17 protein-coding genes are annotated in these 20,014 nt (G+C 55.9%); 8 read left to right on the top strand and 9 right to left on the bottom strand.

From position 1 onward, the window contains the following. Positions 1-66: 66 nt before the first annotated feature. The 6 genes from EYC98_RS02195 to EYC98_RS02170 all read left to right on the top strand — a co-directional run bounded on the left by EYC98_RS02195 (position 67) and on the right by EYC98_RS02170 (position 4,805). The gene (locus EYC98_RS02195; RefSeq protein WP_279243667.1) at positions 67-564 is read left to right on the top strand and encodes a nuclear transport factor 2 family protein; all 498 of its coding nucleotides are present in this window, start codon (positions 67-69) and stop codon (positions 562-564) included. A gap of 206 nt (positions 565-770) precedes the next feature. Beyond that, on the top strand, positions 771-1,055 hold the full coding sequence (locus EYC98_RS02190) for a 4a-hydroxytetrahydrobiopterin dehydratase (RefSeq protein WP_279243666.1): 285 nt from the start codon (positions 771-773) through the stop codon (positions 1,053-1,055). Positions 1,056-1,335: 280 nt separating this feature from the next. Continuing rightward, on the top strand, positions 1,336-2,523 hold the full coding sequence (locus tag EYC98_RS02185) for a DUF1214 domain-containing protein (RefSeq protein WP_279243665.1): 1,188 nt from the start codon (positions 1,336-1,338) through the stop codon (positions 2,521-2,523). A 12-nt stretch (positions 2,524-2,535) separates the two neighbouring features. Further along, positions 2,536-3,138, top strand: coding sequence for a TetR/AcrR family transcriptional regulator (locus EYC98_RS02180; RefSeq protein WP_279243664.1), 603 nt, complete (start codon positions 2,536-2,538; stop codon positions 3,136-3,138). Then, entirely contained in the window at positions 3,135-3,929 is a 795-nt protein-coding gene (locus EYC98_RS02175; protein ID WP_279243663.1) for an SDR family NAD(P)-dependent oxidoreductase, read from the top strand. Before EYC98_RS02180 ends, EYC98_RS02175 begins: the two co-directional genes overlap by 4 nt. Before the next feature lie 42 nt (positions 3,930-3,971). Beyond that, the gene (locus tag EYC98_RS02170; protein ID WP_279243662.1) at positions 3,972-4,805 is read left to right on the top strand and encodes an SDR family NAD(P)-dependent oxidoreductase; all 834 of its coding nucleotides are present in this window, start codon (positions 3,972-3,974) and stop codon (positions 4,803-4,805) included. 44 nt (positions 4,806-4,849) lie between these two features. On the opposite strand, the gene EYC98_RS02165 is transcribed toward EYC98_RS02170, so the two are convergent. The 6 genes from EYC98_RS02165 to EYC98_RS02140 all read right to left on the bottom strand — a co-directional run bounded on the left by EYC98_RS02165 (position 4,850) and on the right by EYC98_RS02140 (position 13,149). Then, positions 4,850-5,977, bottom strand: coding sequence for an acyl-CoA dehydrogenase family protein (locus EYC98_RS02165; protein ID WP_279243661.1), 1,128 nt, complete (start codon positions 5,975-5,977; stop codon positions 4,850-4,852). Between the two features lie 12 nt (positions 5,978-5,989). Beyond that, positions 5,990-7,174 carry an acyl-CoA dehydrogenase family protein gene (locus tag EYC98_RS02160; RefSeq protein ID WP_279243660.1) on the bottom strand — a complete coding sequence of 395 codons (1,185 nt, stop codon included), beginning with the start codon at positions 7,172-7,174 and terminating at the stop codon, positions 5,990-5,992. Positions 7,175-7,278: 104 nt separating this feature from the next. Continuing rightward, positions 7,279-8,043 carry an SDR family oxidoreductase gene (locus EYC98_RS02155; RefSeq protein WP_279243659.1) on the bottom strand — a complete coding sequence of 255 codons (765 nt, stop codon included), beginning with the start codon at positions 8,041-8,043 and terminating at the stop codon, positions 7,279-7,281. Positions 8,044-8,155: 112 nt separating this feature from the next. Continuing rightward, positions 8,156-10,453, bottom strand: coding sequence for an EAL domain-containing protein (locus EYC98_RS02150; protein WP_279243658.1), 2,298 nt, complete (start codon positions 10,451-10,453; stop codon positions 8,156-8,158). A 167-nt stretch (positions 10,454-10,620) separates the two neighbouring features. Continuing rightward, positions 10,621-11,391, bottom strand: coding sequence for an SDR family NAD(P)-dependent oxidoreductase (locus EYC98_RS02145; protein ID WP_279243657.1), 771 nt, complete (start codon positions 11,389-11,391; stop codon positions 10,621-10,623). Between the two features lie 12 nt (positions 11,392-11,403). Then, a complete protein-coding gene (locus tag EYC98_RS02140; RefSeq protein WP_279243656.1) occupies positions 11,404-13,149 on the bottom strand; it encodes an N-acyl-D-amino-acid deacylase family protein in 1,746 nt (581 codons plus the stop codon). A 200-nt stretch (positions 13,150-13,349) separates the two neighbouring features. Here EYC98_RS02140 and EYC98_RS02135 point away from each other — a divergent pair, with 200 nt between their 5' ends. Next, positions 13,350-14,390: a quinone oxidoreductase family protein gene (locus EYC98_RS02135; protein ID WP_279243655.1), complete on the top strand. Its 1,041-nt coding sequence runs from the start codon at positions 13,350-13,352 to the stop codon at positions 14,388-14,390. A 15-nt stretch (positions 14,391-14,405) separates the two neighbouring features. On the opposite strand, the gene EYC98_RS02130 is transcribed toward EYC98_RS02135, so the two are convergent. The 3 genes from EYC98_RS02130 to EYC98_RS02120 form a co-directional block, all read right to left on the bottom strand. Beyond that, on the bottom strand, positions 14,406-16,664 hold the full coding sequence (locus tag EYC98_RS02130) for a TonB-dependent receptor (RefSeq protein WP_279243654.1): 2,259 nt from the start codon (positions 16,662-16,664) through the stop codon (positions 14,406-14,408). Positions 16,665-16,781: 117 nt separating this feature from the next. Beyond that, complete coding sequence (locus EYC98_RS02125) at positions 16,782-17,546, bottom strand: SDR family oxidoreductase (protein ID WP_279243653.1); 765 nt, start codon at positions 17,544-17,546, stop codon at positions 16,782-16,784. Between the two features lie 25 nt (positions 17,547-17,571). Then, complete coding sequence (locus EYC98_RS02120; RefSeq protein ID WP_279243652.1) at positions 17,572-19,698, bottom strand: oxidoreductase; 2,127 nt, start codon at positions 19,696-19,698, stop codon at positions 17,572-17,574. 34 nt (positions 19,699-19,732) lie between these two features. On the opposite strand from EYC98_RS02120, the gene EYC98_RS02115 reads away from it, so the two are divergent. Further along, positions 19,733-19,909, top strand: coding sequence for a hypothetical protein (locus EYC98_RS02115; RefSeq protein ID WP_279243651.1), 177 nt, complete (start codon positions 19,733-19,735; stop codon positions 19,907-19,909). Positions 19,910-20,014 lie beyond the last annotated feature (105 nt).

The raw sequence follows: 20,014 nt of genomic DNA, 5'->3' as shown, positions 1-20,014 counted from the left end.
TATTGAGTGGCTTGCTCCAGCCGGTTTATGTTTGAATACCAGCGAATGGGGCGACTGGGTAATAGTATGGCTGAGGCTGAAGAACTGCGTCGAGTGACTGATCGACTGGCCATTAGTGACGTGGTAGTGCAGTACGCAACCGGAGCGGATCGACGCGACTGGGCCTTATATCGTGACTGCTTTACCGATACCGTTGATATTGATTTTTCTTCTTTTTCGGGCGGCGAGCCGGAGCGACTTGCGGTCGATGAGTGGGTATTGCAGGTGCGCGGACTGCTGCCGGGGTTTGACGTCACCCAGCACAATAGTTCTAATCATGTGCATAGCATCGCGGGGGATATGGCAACCTGTGTCTCTTATATGGTGGCTGAACATATCTATCTTGATACCAGCGCTGAAAATTTCGTCACTCTCGGTGGCTATTACACTAACTCACTGGTGCGTACTCCGCGTGGCTGGCGCATTAGTAAGTGCCAGTTGGATGTGACCTGGCAGCGCGGTAACCCTGAATTATTCGCGCTGGCTGCCCAGCGCGCAGCATTGATTCTGGCGGGTCAGAACTGAATCAAGGCGCGCGTGTGCCGCTCAAAACCCTGCGCTCGGGCGCTATTGAACTGAGCGATGTGCAGTACTTTCTGACGGACTCGCTGGCCAGGGATGTGCTGGCGTCGATCGATCGACTTCAACTGGGCAGCTGATTAGATGAGGTTTTGGCGGATGCGTGAGTGTCGACGCTGATACACTGGGCGCATAGTTGCGGGAGCAGGTTTATGTTTGCAAAGAAATTGGCGGCCGCTGAGGTCGCAGAAAAAATGTCAGTGGCAGCGGGTTGGGAGCTGCAGGAAGACAAGATATTCAGGCAGTTTGTGTTCGCAGACTTTATCGAGGCTTTCGGATTTATGAGCCGGGTCGCGCTGTTAGCAGAGACCATGAATCACCATCCGGAGTGGTCGAATGTGTACAACCGGGTTGCCATTCATTTGACCACCCACGACGTGGGCGGATTGTCCGAGCGCGATTTTGAGCTGGCCAGTCGTATTGATAAATTACTTTGAGTCTCCGCGCGCTGCGATAGTCTTCTATCAGGGCTCAATAAACTCAGTACTCCCGGATTTTCCATAGTCGGCGCACAGGTAATCGAGCCGCGCGAGTTTAATTGCACCCGCTTCGGCTGAACAGGCTGGTCATTGAGAAGTGATGCTGCCAAAAGGCTAAGGCGCCCGCAACTGATCTTTTTCATCATACGCCGTCGATACTGGTTGTAGCCAGTGCGTTGATTTATTTAGGACGTATGGCATATTATGTGTCGCGTCTCAAGATTCAGGTGTAGCGACTATGTATGGCGACAACCCCAATGACCCCCAACTGAAAGCCAGCTGGGACGATTTTTGTGACCAGCTCAAGGAGGCCGGTGGGCTGGTATTTCGCGATACCACACCGGTTCACGATATTGACCGAGCCAAGGGGCTGCGGTTGCTGGCGCGTAATGTCAGTCTGGCGCTGCAGTTTCATTTGGATAATAACGACCCCGACTTTCCGGAGCTCATGCATTACTTTGACCCGGTTCGTAAGCAGGGCGGGGACAATACGGATGCACTCTATGTAGGGGCGCCGATTAACGGTGAGCATACCTATCGTATTACCGGTCAGCGCGGCACGGCGCGTTTTTTTGCGGTGACCGTACTCGAGGACGGAGCCACCCCCTGGGGCGGTGCGGTCATTGGTAATCTCATCGATAAGGATATTGTCGTCGATGCAGATGGCAGTTTTGAGATTGTTCTCAGCCCCGATGAGCATCCTGGCAACTGGATCCAGACCCGCCCGGGTGCCTGGCGGGTCACCTTCCGCCAATTCTTTGCAGACTGGGAAAACGAACAACCCATGGATGCTCGCATTGATCGGCTCAATCCGCTGCAACACGATCCGGTTCTCACTCCAGCCCGCTTGCAGCAGGGTTTGCGCGATGCCGCAGCGTGGGTGCGCGAGTCGACGTGGTATTGGGCCGATATGCTGGACAAATGGAAAGCTCAGCCGAACCACTTCCTGTCTTATCGCCAGTTGGACGACAACGCGATTGATGCCACGCCCGGAGGTGAGCCGTTGATCTGCTATTGGCAGTTGCCGGTAGACGAAGTGCTGGTGGTGCGAGTCATTCCGCCTGCTGCAGATTACTGGGCGGTGGAGTTTGGTAACTACTGGTGGGAAACCATGGATTACCGATACCGACTGTGCAGTACCAACTGTCACCATGCTCAACTCGAAGACAACGGGGAACTGCTGCTGGTGGTTTCACATACCGACCCGGGGCATCCGAATTGGCTGGACCCCTCTGGTCATGTGGAAGGCTATATCACCGTGCGTTGGATGGGGGCGGAGCATTATCCGGCGCCCGAGGTAGCCCAAATGCCAGCCACAGAGTTAGCGGGTTTTCTACCCGCAGGAGCCCGTTCCATTAACGCCGAACAACGGCGCCTGCAGTTAGAGGGGCGGCGTCTGGGTATTTTGCGTCGGTTTGGTCATTAGAAAACTTGTTGCATGCCAAAGATTGTAGATCATAGCGAACGTCGCGCCGAGCTGAGTGCAGTCGCGGCCCAGGTGATTGCCGCGCGAGGATTGGAGGCGGCGACTATTCGTGAAATCGCTCAAGCCAGCGGCTATTCCAAGGGTGTAGTTGAGCACTACTTTGATGACAAAGAGCAGTTGATCAGTGCAGCACTGGACTCGGCGAATCATCGATACGAAGTGCGGGCCACCAAGGCAACCGCTGGTCTGCAAGGCCTGGCAGCTTTGCGACAGCGCATATTGGCGACCCTACCGATGACATCAGCTGAGCGTGATGAATGGAAAGTGCGCCTGGTATTCTGGAGTTTGGCGGCCATTCAGCCGCAGCTGCGCCAACGCCAGCGCCGACGCTTTGGCCGCGCCATCATGTCTTTTGAGCAGGATATTAAGGTGGCTGTGCAAGCCGGTGAGCTATCTGTTGGCAGTGATACCCAGGTGCAGGCGCGCCGTATCGTTAATATGACCACCGGTATCAGTGCCGCCGCATTGCACAACCCGGGGTTTTACAGCCGCGCACTACTGACCGCTGAAGCGGATTATCTAATCACGCAAATCAAGAGGGAGTCCCCGGTATGAGTGATGCGATAGAACTGCCTTACCGTGGCAAGAGCGTTGTGGTAACCGGTGCCGGAGGTGGTATTGGCGCTGCTAGCGCTCGCGCGTTTGCTGCTGCAGGTGCTGCGGTTATCGTCAATGACATCAAGGCTGACGACGCGGCTACGGTGGTACGTGAGATAGTTGCGGGGGGTGGTCAGGCGACGGTGGGTGTCGGTGATATGACAGACCCTGTTCAGGTTGATGCCCTGATAGAGCTGGCGGTTACAACCTACGGCAGTCTGGATGTGATGTTTAACAATGCCGGCGGCGCTTTTCCGACCCCTATGCTGGATATTGACCACGCTGAATATCGGCGCCTGATGGCGTTGAATTTCGACTCGGTTTACTACGGGACTATGGCGGCGTTGCGAGTCATGGTGCCTGCCGGCGCAGGATGCATACTCTCAACCGCCTCAACCGCCTCAGGCGCGGGGCTGGGTGCGGTAGCCGGCCTTGCGGTTTATGGCAGTGCCAAGGCGGCGGTGATCAGTTTGATGCGCAGCGTGGCAATTGAATACGGACAACAGGGGATTCGCGCCAATGCGATCTCGCCCGGTGCGATGGATACTCCCGGCCTGCGAGCCTGGCTAGAAACTTTGCCTGGCGGTGTCGACGCCTATAACGATGCCCAGCCAAGCGGTCGTCTGGGTCGCCCTGAGGAAATAGCCGACGTGGCAGTTTTCCTGGCTTCAGCGCGAGCCAGCTTTATCAATGGTGCAGTGGTTCCCGTGGACGGCGCTGTGCATGCGCTACTGGCAACACCTCAGTAGTCACGCTCAAATCGACTCACGATAAGACGCAAGGAGAAAACGATGGATTTGGAACTAGCTGGCAAGACAGCGATTGTAACTGGAGGCAGCGGTGGTATCGGTCGTGGTCTGGTGATGGAGTTCGCCCGCGAGGGGCTCAATGTAGTAAGTGCTTCACGTGATGTTGAAACCGGGCAGAACATTGCGCTAGATGCAGAGTCGCAGGGCTTTGCTGGCAAGGTTTTGCCGATTGCCTGCGATGTAACCGACCGTGCCTCCGTCGATGCTATGGTTACCGAGTGTAATGAGGCTTTTGGTCCGGTCGATGTGCTGGTGAATAACGCCGGTGGCGTCGCACACCCGTCTGATTTTGAGGATTTTGATGAAGCCGGGCGCAAGTGGGAGATCGCGTTGAATATTGACGGCGTGGTGAATTGTTGTCAGGCGGTGGCTAAAGATATGTTGGGCCGTAGCAGCGGCTCGGTCATCAATATTTCTTCCAACTCCTCGCTGCTGGGTGAGGCCGCTGCCAATATCGTGCATTACGGAGGGGTAAAAGGCTTCGTTAACTCTTTCAGCAAATCATTGGCCTTTGAATGGGCTAAAAAGGGCGTGCGTGTGAACAATATTTGCCCTGGCTGGATTGTTCCTGAAAATGCTGAGGACGTCGGTCCCGGCAGCTTCTGGAATCGCTTTGGTTTTGAAACTATGGGCAGGCCGGAGGAAATGGAAAAGGCGCTGGCGGACGGCACGCTTTACAACATGAGCGGACTGCCGATCCCACGTCTGGGGCGTCCTGAAGACATTGCCTGGCTGGCGTTGTTCCTGGCATCAGAACGCTCCGGCTACATTACCGGGCAGATGGTGAGTGTCAGTGGCGGTGCTTTTATGCACTAAAGCGGCGCGGCGCGCTATCCGCGCCCGCTGCTCAGTGTTCGCCATCAGGCAGCGGCGAAGCGCCGGGTGTGCCAATCGGTACTGCCAAACAGATACTGGATACTGGTCAGCCGCTTAAAATAGTGGCCCACATCCAAGTCATCGGTAACCCCAATACCGCCGTGTATTTGCACTGACTCCTGGGAGACCTTGCGAGCGGCTTTGCCGATGCGGCTTTTGGCGGCCGACAGCTCACGCGGGGCATAACCACCGGCATGATCCATAGCCATGGCAGCCATCAGCAAAATCGATTTAGCCTGCTCAACTTCCATGAACATGCGTGCCATACGGTGCTGCAGCGCCTGAAACGTCGACAGGCTAACGCCAAACTGCTTGCGTATTTTACTGTATTCCACGGTTTTGGTCAGCGATACCTGCATGGCGCCGACTGCTTCTGCACACACCGCCAAGGCAGCACGGTCAATGGTGGCTTGCAGTGCTGACAAAGCGCCGCCGTCTGCTCCGACTAGCGCAGTTACCGGAATCGAGACACTTTCAAACCAGATGTCAGCGGCTCGTTGACCATCCACAGTGGTATATTCCTTACGATTTACACCGGCTGCACTGGCGTCCACCAGCGCGATACTGATACCGCTGTCATCTCCTGGCTTACCGGAGGTGCGTATAGCAACCAATAGCTGCTGGGCAACACCGCCATTCAGGACCATCGATTTGTGGCCGTTGATGACCAGCGTGTCGCCGTTAATCTCACCGCCACAGGCAATCTGGTTTAGCTCGTAGCGGTTTTCGGTTTCGGCAAAGGCCAGCGCGAGCTGCAGTTCGCCGGCCATCAAGGGCGCCAGCAGCGCTTCTTTCTGACCGCTGTCCGCCAGTGCAGACAGCAGGCCACCGGCTAGCACGGTGTTGGCCATAAACGGCTCTACCACCAGTCCTTTACCCATTTCTTCCATCACTACTATCAGGTCTACGGCGCTGCCACCCAGACCGCCGTCGGCTTCCAGAAATGGGACCGTGAGCCAGCCCAAATCCGCAAACAGCTTCCAGTGCGCGCTGCTATAACCGCTGTCGCTGTCCACGATGGCACGCCGACTGTCCCAGTCGTAGTCCTGGCTGACAAACTTACCGACACTGTCTTTCAGCATCTGCTGTTCTTCGTTGTATGAAAAGTCCATGCTAATTCTCCGTTACAGACCCAGGATGGCCTTGCAGATGATGTTGGTCTGAATCTCGTTGCTGCCACCGTAGATAGTGGTCTTGCGGTGATTGAAATAGGTCGGCGCACTGTTTGCGGTCTGGTCCGGGCCAATCATGATATCGTTATAGTCCGGTTCAAACTGCTCTGGCACGAATGCCGAACCGTAATAACCTGCCAGTTCCACATTCAATTCGTCGATCGCCTGCAGCACTTCGGTGCCAATTAGTTTGAGAATAGAGGACTCAGGGCCTGGCGCCTTGCCGGTGCTGACTGCCGCCAGAGTGCGCAATTCTGTATATTCGAGTGCCAGCAATTCTATTTCGGCATCGGCAACTTTTTGCTGCCAGATAGGGTCGGTGGCCAGTGGTGACTGGGCTGCGCGCTCTTTCAGGCTGGCCAGACGACTCTTGGAATTGGCAACGTTGGCGGTACCGGTGCGCTCGTGCGTGAGCAGAACCTTGGCGTAGGTCCAGCCCTCGTTCTCCTCACCGATGCGGTTGCTGACCGGTACCCGTACATTTTCAAAATGTATTTCGTTAACTTCGCGAGTGCCGTCTAGCAGGTAGATAGGTGAAACTGTAATGCCGGGGGTGGTCATATCGATAAGCAAGAATGAAATTGCCTGCTGATTTTTGACCTCGGGTCCGCCGGTGCGCACCAGACAAAACATCCAGTCGGCATATTGTCCTAATGTTGTCCAGGTCTTGGTGCCATTGACGATGTAATCATCGCCATCGCGCACGGCGCTGGTGCGCAGTGAGGCGAGGTCGGAACCGGAATTCGGCTCAGAATAGCCCTGACACCACCACACATTGCTGGCCAAGATGTCTGGTAGAAACTGTTCTTTTTGCTCATCGGTACCGAAGGTATAAATAACCGGCGCCACCATTTTGGTACCAAACGCTATCACCTCAGGTGCCCCGGCCATGGTGCGTTCGTTCTCCCAGATATATTTTTGGGTCGAGCTCCAGCCAGTGCCGCCGTACTCCACGGGCCAATTGGGTGCTACCCAGCCGCGCTGATTGAGAATCTTTTGCCAGCGTACGTAATCTTCTTTTTCAAGATGCAGGCCCAGTTTTACTCGCTCGCTAATATCTTGCGGTAGTTCGTCCTGCAGGAACGCGTGCACTTCATCGCGGAACGCCTGTTCTTCAGGGGAAAAATCAATATTCATGGTGTGCCTCTTCGCTTTAGTTCGGGCTGCTGCCAATAGGGTGGGTAAATTAGACTGCTGTGGGCCACAAGTCTAGCCCTGTGGTAGCAGTATCGGGGACTGACTTACTCCTGAGAGCGGGCGCGTAGACGGCGCATACCACGCAACCAGCGGTCTACATCTTCGCCTTTGCGGCGCACGTAGTCGGCCACCTCAGGGTGGGGTAGCACGTGAAAGCGCTCTTCACGCAGCGCTTCCACCACAGTTGCCGCCAACTCGCTGGCTTCAATAATGCCATCGGTCTGGCCGTCGCCCAGACTGGCTGGTGCCATGGCCGTGTTGACACCCTGCGGACACAGTACCGAGACCCCAATACCGTCATCGCCATGGGTTATGGCCAGAAATTCTGCCAGCTTTACGGCTGCGGCTTTGCTCACGGTATAGGGTCCTGAGCCGATGGCGGCCAGTAAACCGGCTGCTGAGGCAGTGTTGAGTAGATAACCCTGACCGCGCTCAATCATGCCCGGTAGCACCGCTCGTGCCGCGTACAGATGAGCCATGACGTGTAAATCCCACTGTTGCTGCCAGTCTTCGTTCGCGGCGTCGGTGAGTACGCCCGGTGACGCTGACCCGGCATTTGAGCAGAACAGGTCTATTTGTCCGTGGCGTTGCAGGATATCGTCAATGACGCCGGACAATTGCTCCTCGTCGGTTACGTTGCAGGCCTGCCCTTCACAACCCAAGGCGGTGGCGGCTGCCTGCACGCTACTCAAGTCGAGATCCAGCAATATGACGGCGCGGGCGCCCTCGGTTAGAAAGGCCTCTGCCATTGCTCGGCCAATTCCGCCGCTGCCGCCAGTAATTACGGCTACTTTTTCTTTCAATTCCATAAGCTACTACCCCTTTTTTAGGACAATACCACGTTGTCGCGTTCGCGCTATGGGAATGACGCTGCTGCCGGCTTGGGCGTTATGGGTTGATATCAAATAGAGAGCGTGGCTATCAATCCTGCTGACTCAGTATTTCCTTAATTTGCTGCGGGTAGGGATTACTTTTCAGGAGCAACATGAATTCGTCTCTGGGCTTGGGTTTGCTGAACAGGTAGCCCTGAATGACATCGATGCCCTGCGCCGATAGAAAGCGAAACTGATCGTTATGATCGACGCCTTCGGCCACTGTGCACAGGTTGAGGCTTTTCCCCATGGCGATGATGGCGCTGACCAGCTTCGCGCCATTGGTGCTTTTGTTGTAATCGATCACGAAGCTGCGATCGATCTTGAGCTCGTCCAGTGGAAAGCGACTGAGGTAGCTGAGGGATGAATAGCCGGTACCAAAATCGTCTACTGATAGCGACACGCCCAAATTCTTCAGCTGCAGTAGTGCTTCGGTTGAGCTGCGGGCATTGCTCATGATGACGCCTTCGGTCAACTCCAGCTCCAGGTACTGCGGCTCCATGCCGGTTTCTTTCAGAACCTGTTCCACCATTTCAATAAAGGCCGCATTGAACTGCAGGCTGGAAACGTTGACCGATACCTTGGGTAGCTTCAAGCCCAGATCACGCATCTGTATACTGTGGCGGCAGGCTTCGAGCAGAGTCCATGCTCCTAGCTGGACGATCAGGCCCATCTCCTCGGCGAGCGGTATAAAACGGTCCGGGTAGATGATTCCATGCTCAGCGTGATTCCAGCGGACCAACGCCTCGGCCCCCAGTATTTCCCCAGTTCTGGCATCTACCTGTGGCTGGTAATGAAGAACCATATCCTGTTGATCGATGGCTTTGCGCAGTTCTGCTTCCAGCTTCAAGCGGCCGACTCCGGTACCGCGCATGGCGCTTGAGTAAAATCGATAGCCGTTCTTGCCGGTGGTCTTGGCATGATACATAGCGGTGTCTGCCATTTTCAGCAGGCCCTCTACGCTATCCGCATCGTCTGGCGCTACGGCAATACCGATGCTGGGCGTGATGACTATTTCATGGCCTTCGATAATCATCGGTGTTTGCAGTGCATCGAGCAAACGTTCGGCAACTACGCCAGCTATGCCCTTCTCCTCAAGCTTGTGCAGCACCACCGTAAATTCGTCGCCGCCCAGTCTTGAAATGTCAATGCGCGACTCGTTATCGAAATACTGCGAGATCAGATCGCTCTCGCGAATACAGCCGGACAGGCGAGCGGCCACTTCACGCAACAGCGCATCGCCGGCATTGTGCCCGAGTGAGTCGTTAATGCGTTTGAAATTGTCCAGATCCAGAAATAGCAGCGCGATCTTGATGTTGTCGCGTTTGGCGATATTGAGTAGTAACTGCAGCTGTTCTGAGAATAGCTGCCGGTTAGGCAGTGATGTCAGGCTGTCATAGTAAGCCAACTGGCGCAGGCGATTTTTGGTGCGGGTAACCTGTGCGACGGCCTTGTTCAATTCATCGTTACGCTTTGAAAGCTGAGCGGTGCGTTCTTCAACCTTCATGCTGAGCAGGTTGTTGTCGACGTCCATGCGGGTTTTATAAGAATTGAGTTCGGCCAGCACCATGTTGAGCATGGCTCCGATCTTGTAGACTTCACCGGTGCCACGAGCCTTAAAACTGCGGTCGAGTCGCCCGGCGCTGATGTCGCTGGCCAGTTGCGCCAGATTCGACAGCGGTGCGCTGATCTTACGGGTAATCAATACCAGGATAATGCACGCCAGCAAGGAGAAGCCAAGGCAGGTCAGTCCTACGCGCCAGGTGTATTCCAGCAATTCGTTTTCCAGGCTGCTCAGGTCGATACCCAGCTGATAGTAGCCCAGCACATGCTGTGCGCCCTGATTGCGGGCTTGCGCTAGCTCGCGGACGAAAACGTCCTTATCCGCACCATAGAGCATGGGGTTGGCGTAAGAAAATACGGGTATTGAAAGGTTGAGAAAGGGTTTGCCGGTGAGCTCATCTGGCAATGTTTGCTCAACAATATCTTGTACGTTGGAGATGCCCCTGACGCGAGAGAATGCCGCTACTGAGCCGCCGGTTTCACCGCTTCTATCACGACTCTCTATCAGCTTACCCTGAGCGGTGAAAATGGCCGCTGAGGCTATCAGTGGTCGGTTCAGGAAGCGTTGCAGAAACTCTTGCATGACTTTCTGATCGCCAAATTGAATGGCAAGTTGCTGCTGAATGCCGGACTGCGACAACCAGACTGCGCCCTCAACCGCTTGATCATGCAGGGTAGTCCGTTTTTGATCTACCAAAAACAAGGTCAAGCCAGCAGCACCCACCAAAAACAACAACCCCAAAAAGATCGCAATGGTCCTGCCGATTGTAAAAAAGCGCAGCATCAGTCGCCGCCTGCACTCATGCTTAATAGTAGCGTTTGCACTTTAAACTAAACCAACTTTGATATTGATCACCTTAAAATATCACGCGTAATAAGCGATGCAAGATGACACCCCTGATTTTGTGATCAACGTACTGTATCCGGTACCGGGCTTATCGCCTATGTGCGTTACATCCCTCCGTCCACATACAAGCATTGTCCGGTAATCCATGAGGCGGCAGGTGATGCCATAAACACCACAGCAGCACCAATGTCTTCGACGCTGCCAACGCGGCCCAGAGGTATCCTCATTGAGGCTTCCATTTGCGGTATCTGTTCTGCACTGGTGCCGGTGCTTTCGTAAAAATTCTGGGTCGGCACTGGCCCGGGAGCGATTGCATTGACACGAATATTGGGCGCCAGTTCTGCCGATAAGGTTTTGGTCAGGCTGTTGGTGGCGGCTTTAGAGGCTGCATAGGGACCATTTTTCGGTTGTGCGCCGTACGCAGTGCGGGATGAAATATTGATGATTACTCCCGCCTCTGCGCCCATGGCTTTGGCCGCACACACGGCGCCGCTCCAGACAGCTTTGAGGTTGAGGTCTATCTGCGCGTCCCAGTTGGCCTCAGAGGTGCGGCTCAAGTAGCGTGGAGTTGCGTCTGGTAATCCGCCGGCGTTATTGACCCAGATATCGGGGCGACCGAGTTCTGCAGTTGTGCGCTCCGCCAGTTGCTGTACCGCTGCGATATTAGTGACATCGGTGACCACGGCCAGGGCGCGCTGTCCGCGTTGCTCAATTTCTTTGGCCACGGCTGCAAGGTCGTCGCCGTTGCGCGCCGCAATAGCCACATCAGCGCCGGCCTCAGCTAGCGCCAGGGCTATACCGCGACCTATGCCTTTGCCGCCGCCGGTTACCACCGCAACCTTGCCGGTGAGTTTGAAAGTTTCGAGTACTGACATGTTTGGCTGCTCCTAGCCGCGAATAAGGCGGCCGGGTCGGGCGCCAGTGTCTTGGTCGTTCTCACGGGTTTTGACGCCGGCAACGAAAGTGTTCAAATAGCCTTTGGCAGATTGCAGTATGCGGCTACCGCCAGCGGGCAGATCATTGTGCACGCGCAATTCACCCAGACTCAGCGCCTGCAAATCAAACAGGTTAATGTCAGCGCGCAGCCCTGGTGCCAGCAGCCCCCGGTCGTGCATGCCGAACAAGGCTGCATTGGCGCCGGTTTGCTTGTGCACGATAAGCTCGATGGGGAGCTTGGGGCCGCGGCTACGATCTCTCACCCAGTGGGTGAGCTGGTAGGTGGGGCCGACGGCATCAAAGATCAGGTTAACGTGGGCGCCGGCATCACTGAGCCCGATAATGGTGTCCGGGTGGGTGATCATTTCATGAATAACATCGAAGTTGCCGTCGACAAAATTGGCCCCTAACAAGATGGCAAAGTTGTTGCCACCGTTGCCAATCAGGAAGTCGTACATGAATTCGTTGACTTCACGACCTGCCAGCGCCGCCAATGAGCCGATATTAGCCGAGACTTCTGGCTCATAGTTGATGGGCTGTTCGATGGGAAACATCATGGCAGCTGTCATACCCATCAGGCCGTAGAGATGCTGCATACTGCCGGGTTGGTCCGGCACTATGTCATCGTCGGTAAGAATGGCGGCTTTGACCTCCGGCTGGTGTAGCTGTGCCAGTAATTGGTCAAACGGCAGATGCTCGAGATCCAGGTAGGTCTTGCGCCGACTAAACATGTGGTAGGACTTGAGGCTGGTGACGAAGCCAATGGGCCGGGTAGCAATCTGAGCGCGCATATTCAAACCCGAAGCATTAGCTTTATGAATGATTTCCAGGCAGTTGCGCCATTGATCCGGGCGATCACCATTCTGGGCGAGCGTAAATGTGCAGTTGCGGCCGCTGGCGCGGGCGACTTCGGCAAACAGCTCTACCTCCTGCTCTGTGGTGTACTTTTCCGGTCCGGCCAATTCGCCCACCACGCCGGCGGGAACTGCCTGAAAGACGCCTTTGTTGACGGACCGCATGGCCTCCGCTATTGCCATTAATTCGGCTTTCTCGGCGAAGGTACCGGGAATGGCTTCACCGGTAACCGCGCGATGGCCGGCGGTGCGCGAGGTAGAGAAACCCAGCGCTCCAGCCTGTAAACCTTCGGCGACTATCTGCTGCATTGCAGCCAGATCCTCAGCGGTGGCATCCTCGTGCAGCAGAGCTCGCTCGCCCATAACGTAATTGCGCACGGCGCTGTGGGGAATCTGGGTACCGATGTCCAGTGCATACTTGCGGCCGGCGATGTAGTCGAGGTACTCAGGAAAGGTTTCCCAGCGACCCCACTCGATGCCTTCGTAGAGCGCGGTGCCGGGAATGTCTTCTACGCCCTCCATGAGTTCTATCAGGCGCTGCTCGCCACCCGGTGGCGCTGGCGCAAATCCAACGCCGCAGTTGCCCATGACCACGCTGGTTACACCGTGGCTGGCCGACGGGTCCATTTTGTCATCCCAACTAACCTGACCATCAAAGTGGGTGTGTACATCCACCCAACCGGGGGTGGCGTGAGCGCCCTGCGCATCGATAGTTTCCTTGGCGCTATCATTGACCTTGCCAACGGCGGTTATTTTTCCGTCTGCAATGCCGATGTCGCCAGTGAAAGGTGCTGCGCCACTGCCATCAACGATGGTGGCGTCCTTTATCAGGTAATCGAGCATCTGGGGTTCCTTTTGTTTTTGTTAGCAGTGGGGAAGTTTTGCGATGACTGCAAATACTAGACTGCTTTACCGGCCCTGTACATGTCACCTGTATACATTGCGGAGGCCGTCGAAGTCCGTGCGCGGCAAGCTCCATTGTTGTAACGTGCATTACGCGATCTGATATTAATCGCGGCCTGACGAAGCTAAGGAGACAGTAGATGAAGACCTGGCGCACACAAGCCTATGGAGCACCCTTGCAAGCTTTGCAATTGGACGAAGTGGATATTCCTGAACCCAACGCGGGTGAACTACGCGTGAAAGTTGAGGCGATTCCGCTAAATCTCAATGATCTGGAGCGGGTCATGGGTGGCAATATGATGGTGGAGCCAGAGCTGCCTTATGCCGCCGGAATGGAAGTACTGGGTACAGTAGAGGCCTGCGGTGAAGGCGCGGAGGAATGGCTTGGTAAGCGGGTTGTCGCGATGCCCGGCGGCGCCCATGGAGGCTTCGCTGAGTATGCTATTTGTCCGACGGTATCGGCATTCGAGATGCCAGCTGATATTCCGCTCCCCGATGCTGCTGCGCTGTATTTTCCCTTCCATTTGGCCTGGCTGGGTTTGTTCGATCGAGCTGAGCTAAAGGCCGGTGAAACCGTACTGATTCACGCTGCCGCGGGTGGCTCTGGCTCGGCCGCGATTCAATTGGCCTGCGATGCAGGTGCGCGTGTAATAGCGACCGCGGGTACGCAGGAGAAGCGCGACTTTTGCCTCGAGTTGGGTGCTGAACTGGCGCTGGATTACAAGGCTGAAGATTGGTCAGCGCAGGTTCTGGAGGCCACCGGGCAACGTGGAGTAGAAGTGGTTTTCGACAATATTGGTGAGTCAGTGATGGAGGCCTCTATGGCCTGCACCGCTTATAACGGTCGGTATTTGATGATGGGCTTCGCTTCGAACAAGGCGGTTGCCGATCAACCGTTTATCGTGCCCCGGCGTGTGGCGCTGAGTAATATCAAATTGTGCGGAGTGTTGCTGGCCTATGCGGATCCTGCTACCTCGGACTTTCTCAAGCAGGGCATGGGTTGGAACTTTGCTTCCGCCGAGCTGGGGCAGTCTATCCATGCAGAGATTATTGTACGCTATCAGGCCGGACGTATTCGAGCCATCGTAGGCCAGACCTGCGGCTTCGACAAGCTGCCACAGGCGGTGCAGGACTTCGCCGACAAGAAAACTACCGGCCGCAGCGTTGTGCTGCTCAGCTAAGCTGCTGTCGCTGTCTCAGAAGTCATAGCGCAACTCTACGCCGGCGGTACGACGCGCATATTTGGGCACCAATTGCACATAGGCATGGGGCGATAACGCCGCCGGATTGCCAAAGATAATACTGGCGAAGTCCTCGTCAAACACGTTTTTGATAAACCCGGTGACTTTGTAGCGGGTCTGTTTACCGGCAATGGCTGCACTGAGGTCGACAATGGTGTAGGCGTCTTGCACCGTAAACGGGTCTTGCGCAATGCCATACTGCACCTCGTCCTGCGCGCGCAAATTACCGGCGAAAATCATGTTGAAGGGCAGATTCTCCAGCTCCCACAAATAGCTGGTGGCCAGCGTCAACCGGTATTCGGGGGTGGTCGGTAAGGTGGCGCCAGAGAGGTCCTGAAAACCGTCAGGACACTCGTCGCGAAATTGCTGTCCGGCACCACAGGGGGCGCTGGGGAAATCATCGATGCTGGCATCAGTCCAGGCGAAGCCGGCAGTTAACGTCCAGCCATCCAGCGGTTGGCTGATAATATCTATCTCGATACCCTGGGTGGAAACTTCAGCGGCGTTGACCAACCGAATCCCAGCGGGCAACAGGCCCCCGAGGTCGTCATCGACGTAGGACTCGACCTGAAAATCTTCGTAAGTGGCATGAAACGCCGCTACGTTTAGTGCCAGTCGACCATCAGCCCAGGTCGATTTCCAGCCCAGCTCAAAGGCATCACTGGTCTCCGGGTCGACGGCCTCTCGGCCAACCGCGCTGGCCAGGTCAAAGGCTGGCCCTTTGTAGCCCATGGTATAGCTGACATAGGTCATATGTCTGTCGTTGATGTCCCATTGCAGTGCCACCTTGGGAGAGAAGTTGTCTTCATCAACGTCGTAGGCGGTGGTGACCTCCGGTGGGAAGACCAGATTATCGGTGCCCTGCTGGTCAGTGGCGTAGCTGAGTTTGTCGCGGGTGTAGCGAGCGCCCAGCGTCAGTGCCCACTGCTCGTTGAGACTGAATGTGACCTCGCCGAACAGAGCATAGTTTTCACTGTCGACACTGGTCTCAGTGGTGCGGGTAGTGGCGGGAAGAAAGGGTTCAAACAATGCTGTCGTGGTGACGTTGCCAGTATCAATAGTCTGATCAAAGTAGAATGCACCCACTACAAATGAACCCCAGTCCAGCCCGCTTGATGCAACGCGTAGCTCTTGTGAAAACTGCTCCAGATCGGTGCTGGGTATTTCCGGAAAACTCAGTTGCAGTGGATTGCTGGGGCGGCGGTCAAGATCAACAATGGATTCGCTCTTCCACCCGCGCCAGGCGGTGATAGAGGTAACGACATAGCGCTCACTGGGCGCCCAGTTTACGGTCAATGAGTGGCCCTGCGCCTCCGTATTGCTGATTGTCTGCTCGTCGTTGTTAACGTCCTGATTGCTGTCACTCGCCACCACAGGTAGCTGTTCGGCGATCAGAGCATCTTGAGCTCGGGATTCCATAATAGAGCGCAGACTCAGCGCCGTGCAGTTGCATTCGCTGTCGCTGATATCGCTGCTCCACAGTAAGTCCCAGCTGTCGTTGATGTCCCAGGCCAATTTGCCGCGCAGACTCCAGCTCTCGCGGTTGTTTACGTTTTCTCCAGTGAAGGCGTTGCTGGCCCAACCATCATCATCCACTGCCGACCCGGTTAGACGCAGGCCGATTGTGTCTGACAGTGGTCCCGATACGGTGCCATCCAGTCGATACTCGTCCTGCTCAATAGCGGTTGCTGCGACAGTGCCGCTCCACTCTTCAGTGGGATCGCGGGTAATAATGTGTACAACGCCACCGGAGGCATTCTTACCATAGAGGGTACCTTGCGGCCCGCGCAGAACTTCTACCCTTTGGACGTCAATCAGGTCGATAAAGGACATGCCGGAGCGCGCCATTACCACACCATCGAGCATGGTTGAAACGCTGGGCTCAACACCAGAGCTGAAGGTGCGGGTGCCGATGCCACGGATATTGAATGAGGAGGTACTGGGATCTGAGCTATCCTGCAGGTTCAGGGTTGGTATCAGCGTGCTTAATTCCCCTGCGTTTTGCAGGTGAGCCTCAGCCAGCGCTTTGCCGCTCAGCAGTGAGACCGCCACTGAGACATCCTGCAAATTCTGCTCTTGCTTACGGGCGGTGACGAGAAGCTCTTCCAGCACTCCCGAGCTGTCTTGCGCTGAAGCTGGCAGAGTGGGTACTAACGTCAGGCAGCTGCTCGCCAAAATGATTCGACCCGGTTTGAAAATCTTCCCTAGTTTCATGGCTCGCTACCTTTATTTTTATGTTGGTATCTCGCTGAAACTTTATTGTGGGCCTGAACCAGTTAAGCCGCAACCCCGCGCTGGCCTCTTGCAATGGTTCAGATCGCGGCGCCTTGCTTAGAAGCTGTTATTGCGAAATACAGCATCGTGGCCGCCATCGACAAACAATACAGACCCTGAGATAAAGCTGGCTTTTTCACTGAGCAGGAAACTGATGGCGTTGGCCTGATCTTCTGGTAAGCCCGGCCGACCGATGGGTATGGACTGGACAAACTCGCGGATAGCGTCGCCGTAGACCGGGTCGTTGCGGCCGGCTTCGGTCATTGCGGTTTCGGTGTAGCCAGGGGCGACGGCGTTCATGCGGATGCCGCTACTGGCAAACTCGGCATTATTGGTTCGCATCCAGCGCGCGAGTGCGTGTTTACCACCGCCGTAGGCGGTTTGCCCATCCAGGGCTTTGATCCGCGTCACGGCCAGTTCGCGGTCGTCGGCGAGCAGTGCCTCTACATAATCTTGATCATAGGTCATCATTTGTGCAGAGTTGGAGCTGATCAGTACCACCGCGCCGTGGCATGCGGCCAGCGCCGGCCGCAGCGCCATGACCAAATCAATAGTGGAGAAATAGTTGATGAGTGGAATCAACTCAATGCGCGCTGTCTCAGGGCCTACTCCAGCGCAGGGCACCAGTCCGTCAAGGCTGCCTTGGGCACGCTCGGTGATGCGGGCCGCAGCCTGCTGGCACTGCGCGGGGTCGGATAAGTCGACAGTGATGTCGGCATCGCGCAGATCGACCCCGATAACCTCATGGCCTTGCGCCTTTAGTTGTTCTGTTACCGCGCGCCCTATGCCGCTGGCACTTCCGGTTACTGCATAGATACCCATAATGTTGCTCTTCTTCGGTTAACAATTAGCCCAGCTGTACCGCCAATTCAGCGGCCGATTCTATGGCGCCTTCGATATAGCCCACGCCGTTGCAGTCGCCAATGGTGTGGGTGGTAAACCCTGCGCTTTCTAGCTGCTCAGCGAGCTCTGTATTCCCGGTTGCGCCCTGAGCTACGATCACGTGATCGGTTTCCAGGTGCCGCTGTTGGCCGCGGTAATTGATATAACTGACCTGATGGTCGGCGATGGCAATATCTTTGGCGTTTTTGATGATCACTACGCCTAATTCGTCCAACTCAGCGAGTAAGCGCATACGTCTTACCAGATAGAGGCCCTTACCGGCGCGCGACGAGGGTTCGATAACGGTTACTTTACGACCGCGCTCGGCCAGAAACTCGGCCAGCTCGAGGCCGACCAGTTCGGCGCCAATAATAGTTATTTCCTTGCCCAAAGGTAGCCACACTTTGCTAGCCTGACGCACCAGCCAGCTGTTTTTGGTCACCCCTGTGGCGACGCCGGCATTGACCAGCAGTCGCGTCAGGCTGGAAGTTTTACGCGGCAGGTTGGGGTGTTTTTCGCCTAGCACCAGAGCTCTCATCTCATCGCCGCTAAACACAAAGTCCTGCTCGCTGCCGTCTATATCCGGCATATCGCGCTGAGCGCCGGTTGCGACAATCACTTCATCGACGCCCAGCCGTTTCAACAGCGCCGTATCCGCGCGCGTGTTCAGTAACACCTCGGTGTTGGACTGTCGGGTCTGCAGGCGCAACCAGTCCAGTAAGCGCTGGTTGGGCGGATAGGCAATACTGGCAAACTGCAGTGTGCCACCGAGACGATCGCCGCTTTCAATCAGGGTTACCCGGAAGCCACGAGCGGACAAGCGGTGCGCTACTTCCATGCCGGCAGGGCCGCCGCCGATAACCGCGAAATGCCGATTGCTGTCGCTGGCGAGCACCAGCTCTCGAGATTTCTCGTACGCTGTTTCGGGGTTGACCGCACACTTAACCGGTTGCAACACGTAAATTTGACTGACGCAGCAGTAGCAGTAGACACAGGGACGAATCTGCTCCGGGGTATCGGCGCAGACCTTGTTCGGCAGGTCGGGGTCCGCCAGCAGTTTGCGGCCCATGCCCAAAAAATCGAAGTGGCCCTGACTGATATGGCGGTTGGCTGCCGACGGCTCAATCCGACCAGAGGCGATCACCGGAATACCAACACTGTTTTTGATGGCGATAGCGTTGGCGACCATGCGCTCGGGTACGTGTGGAATGTTGGACTCTGAGTGCAACGCACCACGACCGGTGTCGTGGTAGGCGGTGACGGTGATCGCGTCTACGCCAGCGGCTTCAACCATAATGGCGGTGGCTCTGGCGTCTGCCAAAGAGATGCCTTCCGACTGACCAAATTCCTCGGAGTCCAGCTTCACCCATAATGGAAAATCCGGCCCTACTGCGGCACGTATAGCGGTGATAATCTCCAAGAGCAAGCGCGCACGATTTTCCAGGCTGCCGCCATAGTTGTCGTCACGCTGATTGGTCATGGGTGACAGGAATTCAGAGATAATATACCCGTGGCCGCCATGAATTTCGCAGCCATCCAGACCTGCGCGTTTTGAGCGCTCTGCCGCTGCAGCAAATTGGGCGATTAGAGTATCAATATCTTCCTGCGTCATTACATGCAGTTCAATGGGAGGTGCATCTGGGTCCATAAAGGCCGAAAATTCGGTTTCCAGCATGCTGTCAAACAGATCGCTGTTGCCTTTGGCAGGATACGACGGCACCCACAGTGGACGACCTTCCTTGCTGTCCTGTACGGCGACCATGCCGCCATGATGCAGTTGGCTGGCGAGCTTGGCACCATGCTGGTGTACCGCGTCTGCCAGACGCTGCAAACCGGGCATAAAACGATCGTCTGAGATAGCTACCTGGAGCGGTAAATTACCACCGCTGGGCCAGGCCACGCCGGTAACGCCCAAAACGATGAGCCCCGCGCCGCCGCGGGCCTGACGTTCATGATAGTCGATGATTCGATCGCCACAGGTGCCGTCTTTTTCGGCGAGGTTGACGCCCATCGCGCTGACCAGCATTCGGTTTTTCAGCGTTAACTTGCCGATCTGACCCGGGCTGGCCAGGTGAGTAAACTGTTTGCTCATGCGATTGCCCCATAGCTATAGGCTGTTTGTCTGTTTGGAATGCTACCTTACCATCGTCTCTGCGCATGCCAACGCGGCCGGTCCAGCCTCTTACACCAGTGCCGAATTTAGATTCAGCGAGGTCCATGGGTCGCTGAATCGCTCTGATGCGCTGCGCTGGTCGCCACTATCAGGCAGCGGCGTCGCGGCACCGATGCTGGGTGTGCGCTAGCCGTTGTCGTGCGGAGGCATCTAGTGTTCCTTCTTTGGCTGCGTTGCGTGGCAGTCTGACTATTGGCTTTAGTTTAGGTGATGAGCGCCGGGAAGCCGAGTCTAA

The sequence above is a fragment of the Candidatus Litorirhabdus singularis genome, assembly GCF_026262625.1.
Classification (GTDB): Bacteria; Pseudomonadota; Gammaproteobacteria; order Pseudomonadales; family Halieaceae; genus Litorirhabdus; species Litorirhabdus singularis.
This window is presented reverse-complemented; position numbering and strand designations above follow the sequence as displayed.

Coding starts and splice junctions, on each gene's coding strand:
- EYC98_RS02145 (WP_279243657.1), bottom strand. CDS start 11,391: ATGTCAGTACTCGAAACTTTCAAACTCACCGGCAAGGTTGCGGTGGTA.
- EYC98_RS02190 (WP_279243666.1), top strand. CDS start 771: ATGTTTGCAAAGAAATTGGCGGCCGCTGAGGTCGCAGAAAAAATGTCA.
- EYC98_RS02140 (WP_279243656.1), bottom strand. CDS start 13,149: ATGCTCGATTACCTGATAAAGGACGCCACCATCGTTGATGGCAGTGGC.
- EYC98_RS02125 (WP_279243653.1), bottom strand. CDS start 17,546: ATGGGTATCTATGCAGTAACCGGAAGTGCCAGCGGCATAGGGCGCGCG.
- EYC98_RS02150 (WP_279243658.1), bottom strand. CDS start 10,453: ATGCTGCGCTTTTTTACAATCGGCAGGACCATTGCGATCTTTTTGGGG.
- EYC98_RS02175 (WP_279243663.1), top strand. CDS start 3,135: ATGAGTGATGCGATAGAACTGCCTTACCGTGGCAAGAGCGTTGTGGTA.
- EYC98_RS02180 (WP_279243664.1), top strand. CDS start 2,536: ATGCCAAAGATTGTAGATCATAGCGAACGTCGCGCCGAGCTGAGTGCA.
- EYC98_RS02130 (WP_279243654.1), bottom strand. CDS start 16,664: ATGAAACTAGGGAAGATTTTCAAACCGGGTCGAATCATTTTGGCGAGC.
- EYC98_RS02165 (WP_279243661.1), bottom strand. CDS start 5,977: ATGGACTTTTCATACAACGAAGAACAGCAGATGCTGAAAGACAGTGTC.
- EYC98_RS02120 (WP_279243652.1), bottom strand. CDS start 19,698: ATGAGCAAACAGTTTACTCACCTGGCCAGCCCGGGTCAGATCGGCAAG.
- EYC98_RS02160 (WP_279243660.1), bottom strand. CDS start 7,174: ATGAATATTGATTTTTCCCCTGAAGAACAGGCGTTCCGCGATGAAGTG.
- EYC98_RS02155 (WP_279243659.1), bottom strand. CDS start 8,043: ATGGAATTGAAAGAAAAAGTAGCCGTAATTACTGGCGGCAGCGGCGGA.
- EYC98_RS02195 (WP_279243667.1), top strand. CDS start 67: ATGGCTGAGGCTGAAGAACTGCGTCGAGTGACTGATCGACTGGCCATT.
- EYC98_RS02185 (WP_279243665.1), top strand. CDS start 1,336: ATGTATGGCGACAACCCCAATGACCCCCAACTGAAAGCCAGCTGGGAC.
- EYC98_RS02170 (WP_279243662.1), top strand. CDS start 3,972: ATGGATTTGGAACTAGCTGGCAAGACAGCGATTGTAACTGGAGGCAGC.
- EYC98_RS02135 (WP_279243655.1), top strand. CDS start 13,350: ATGAAGACCTGGCGCACACAAGCCTATGGAGCACCCTTGCAAGCTTTG.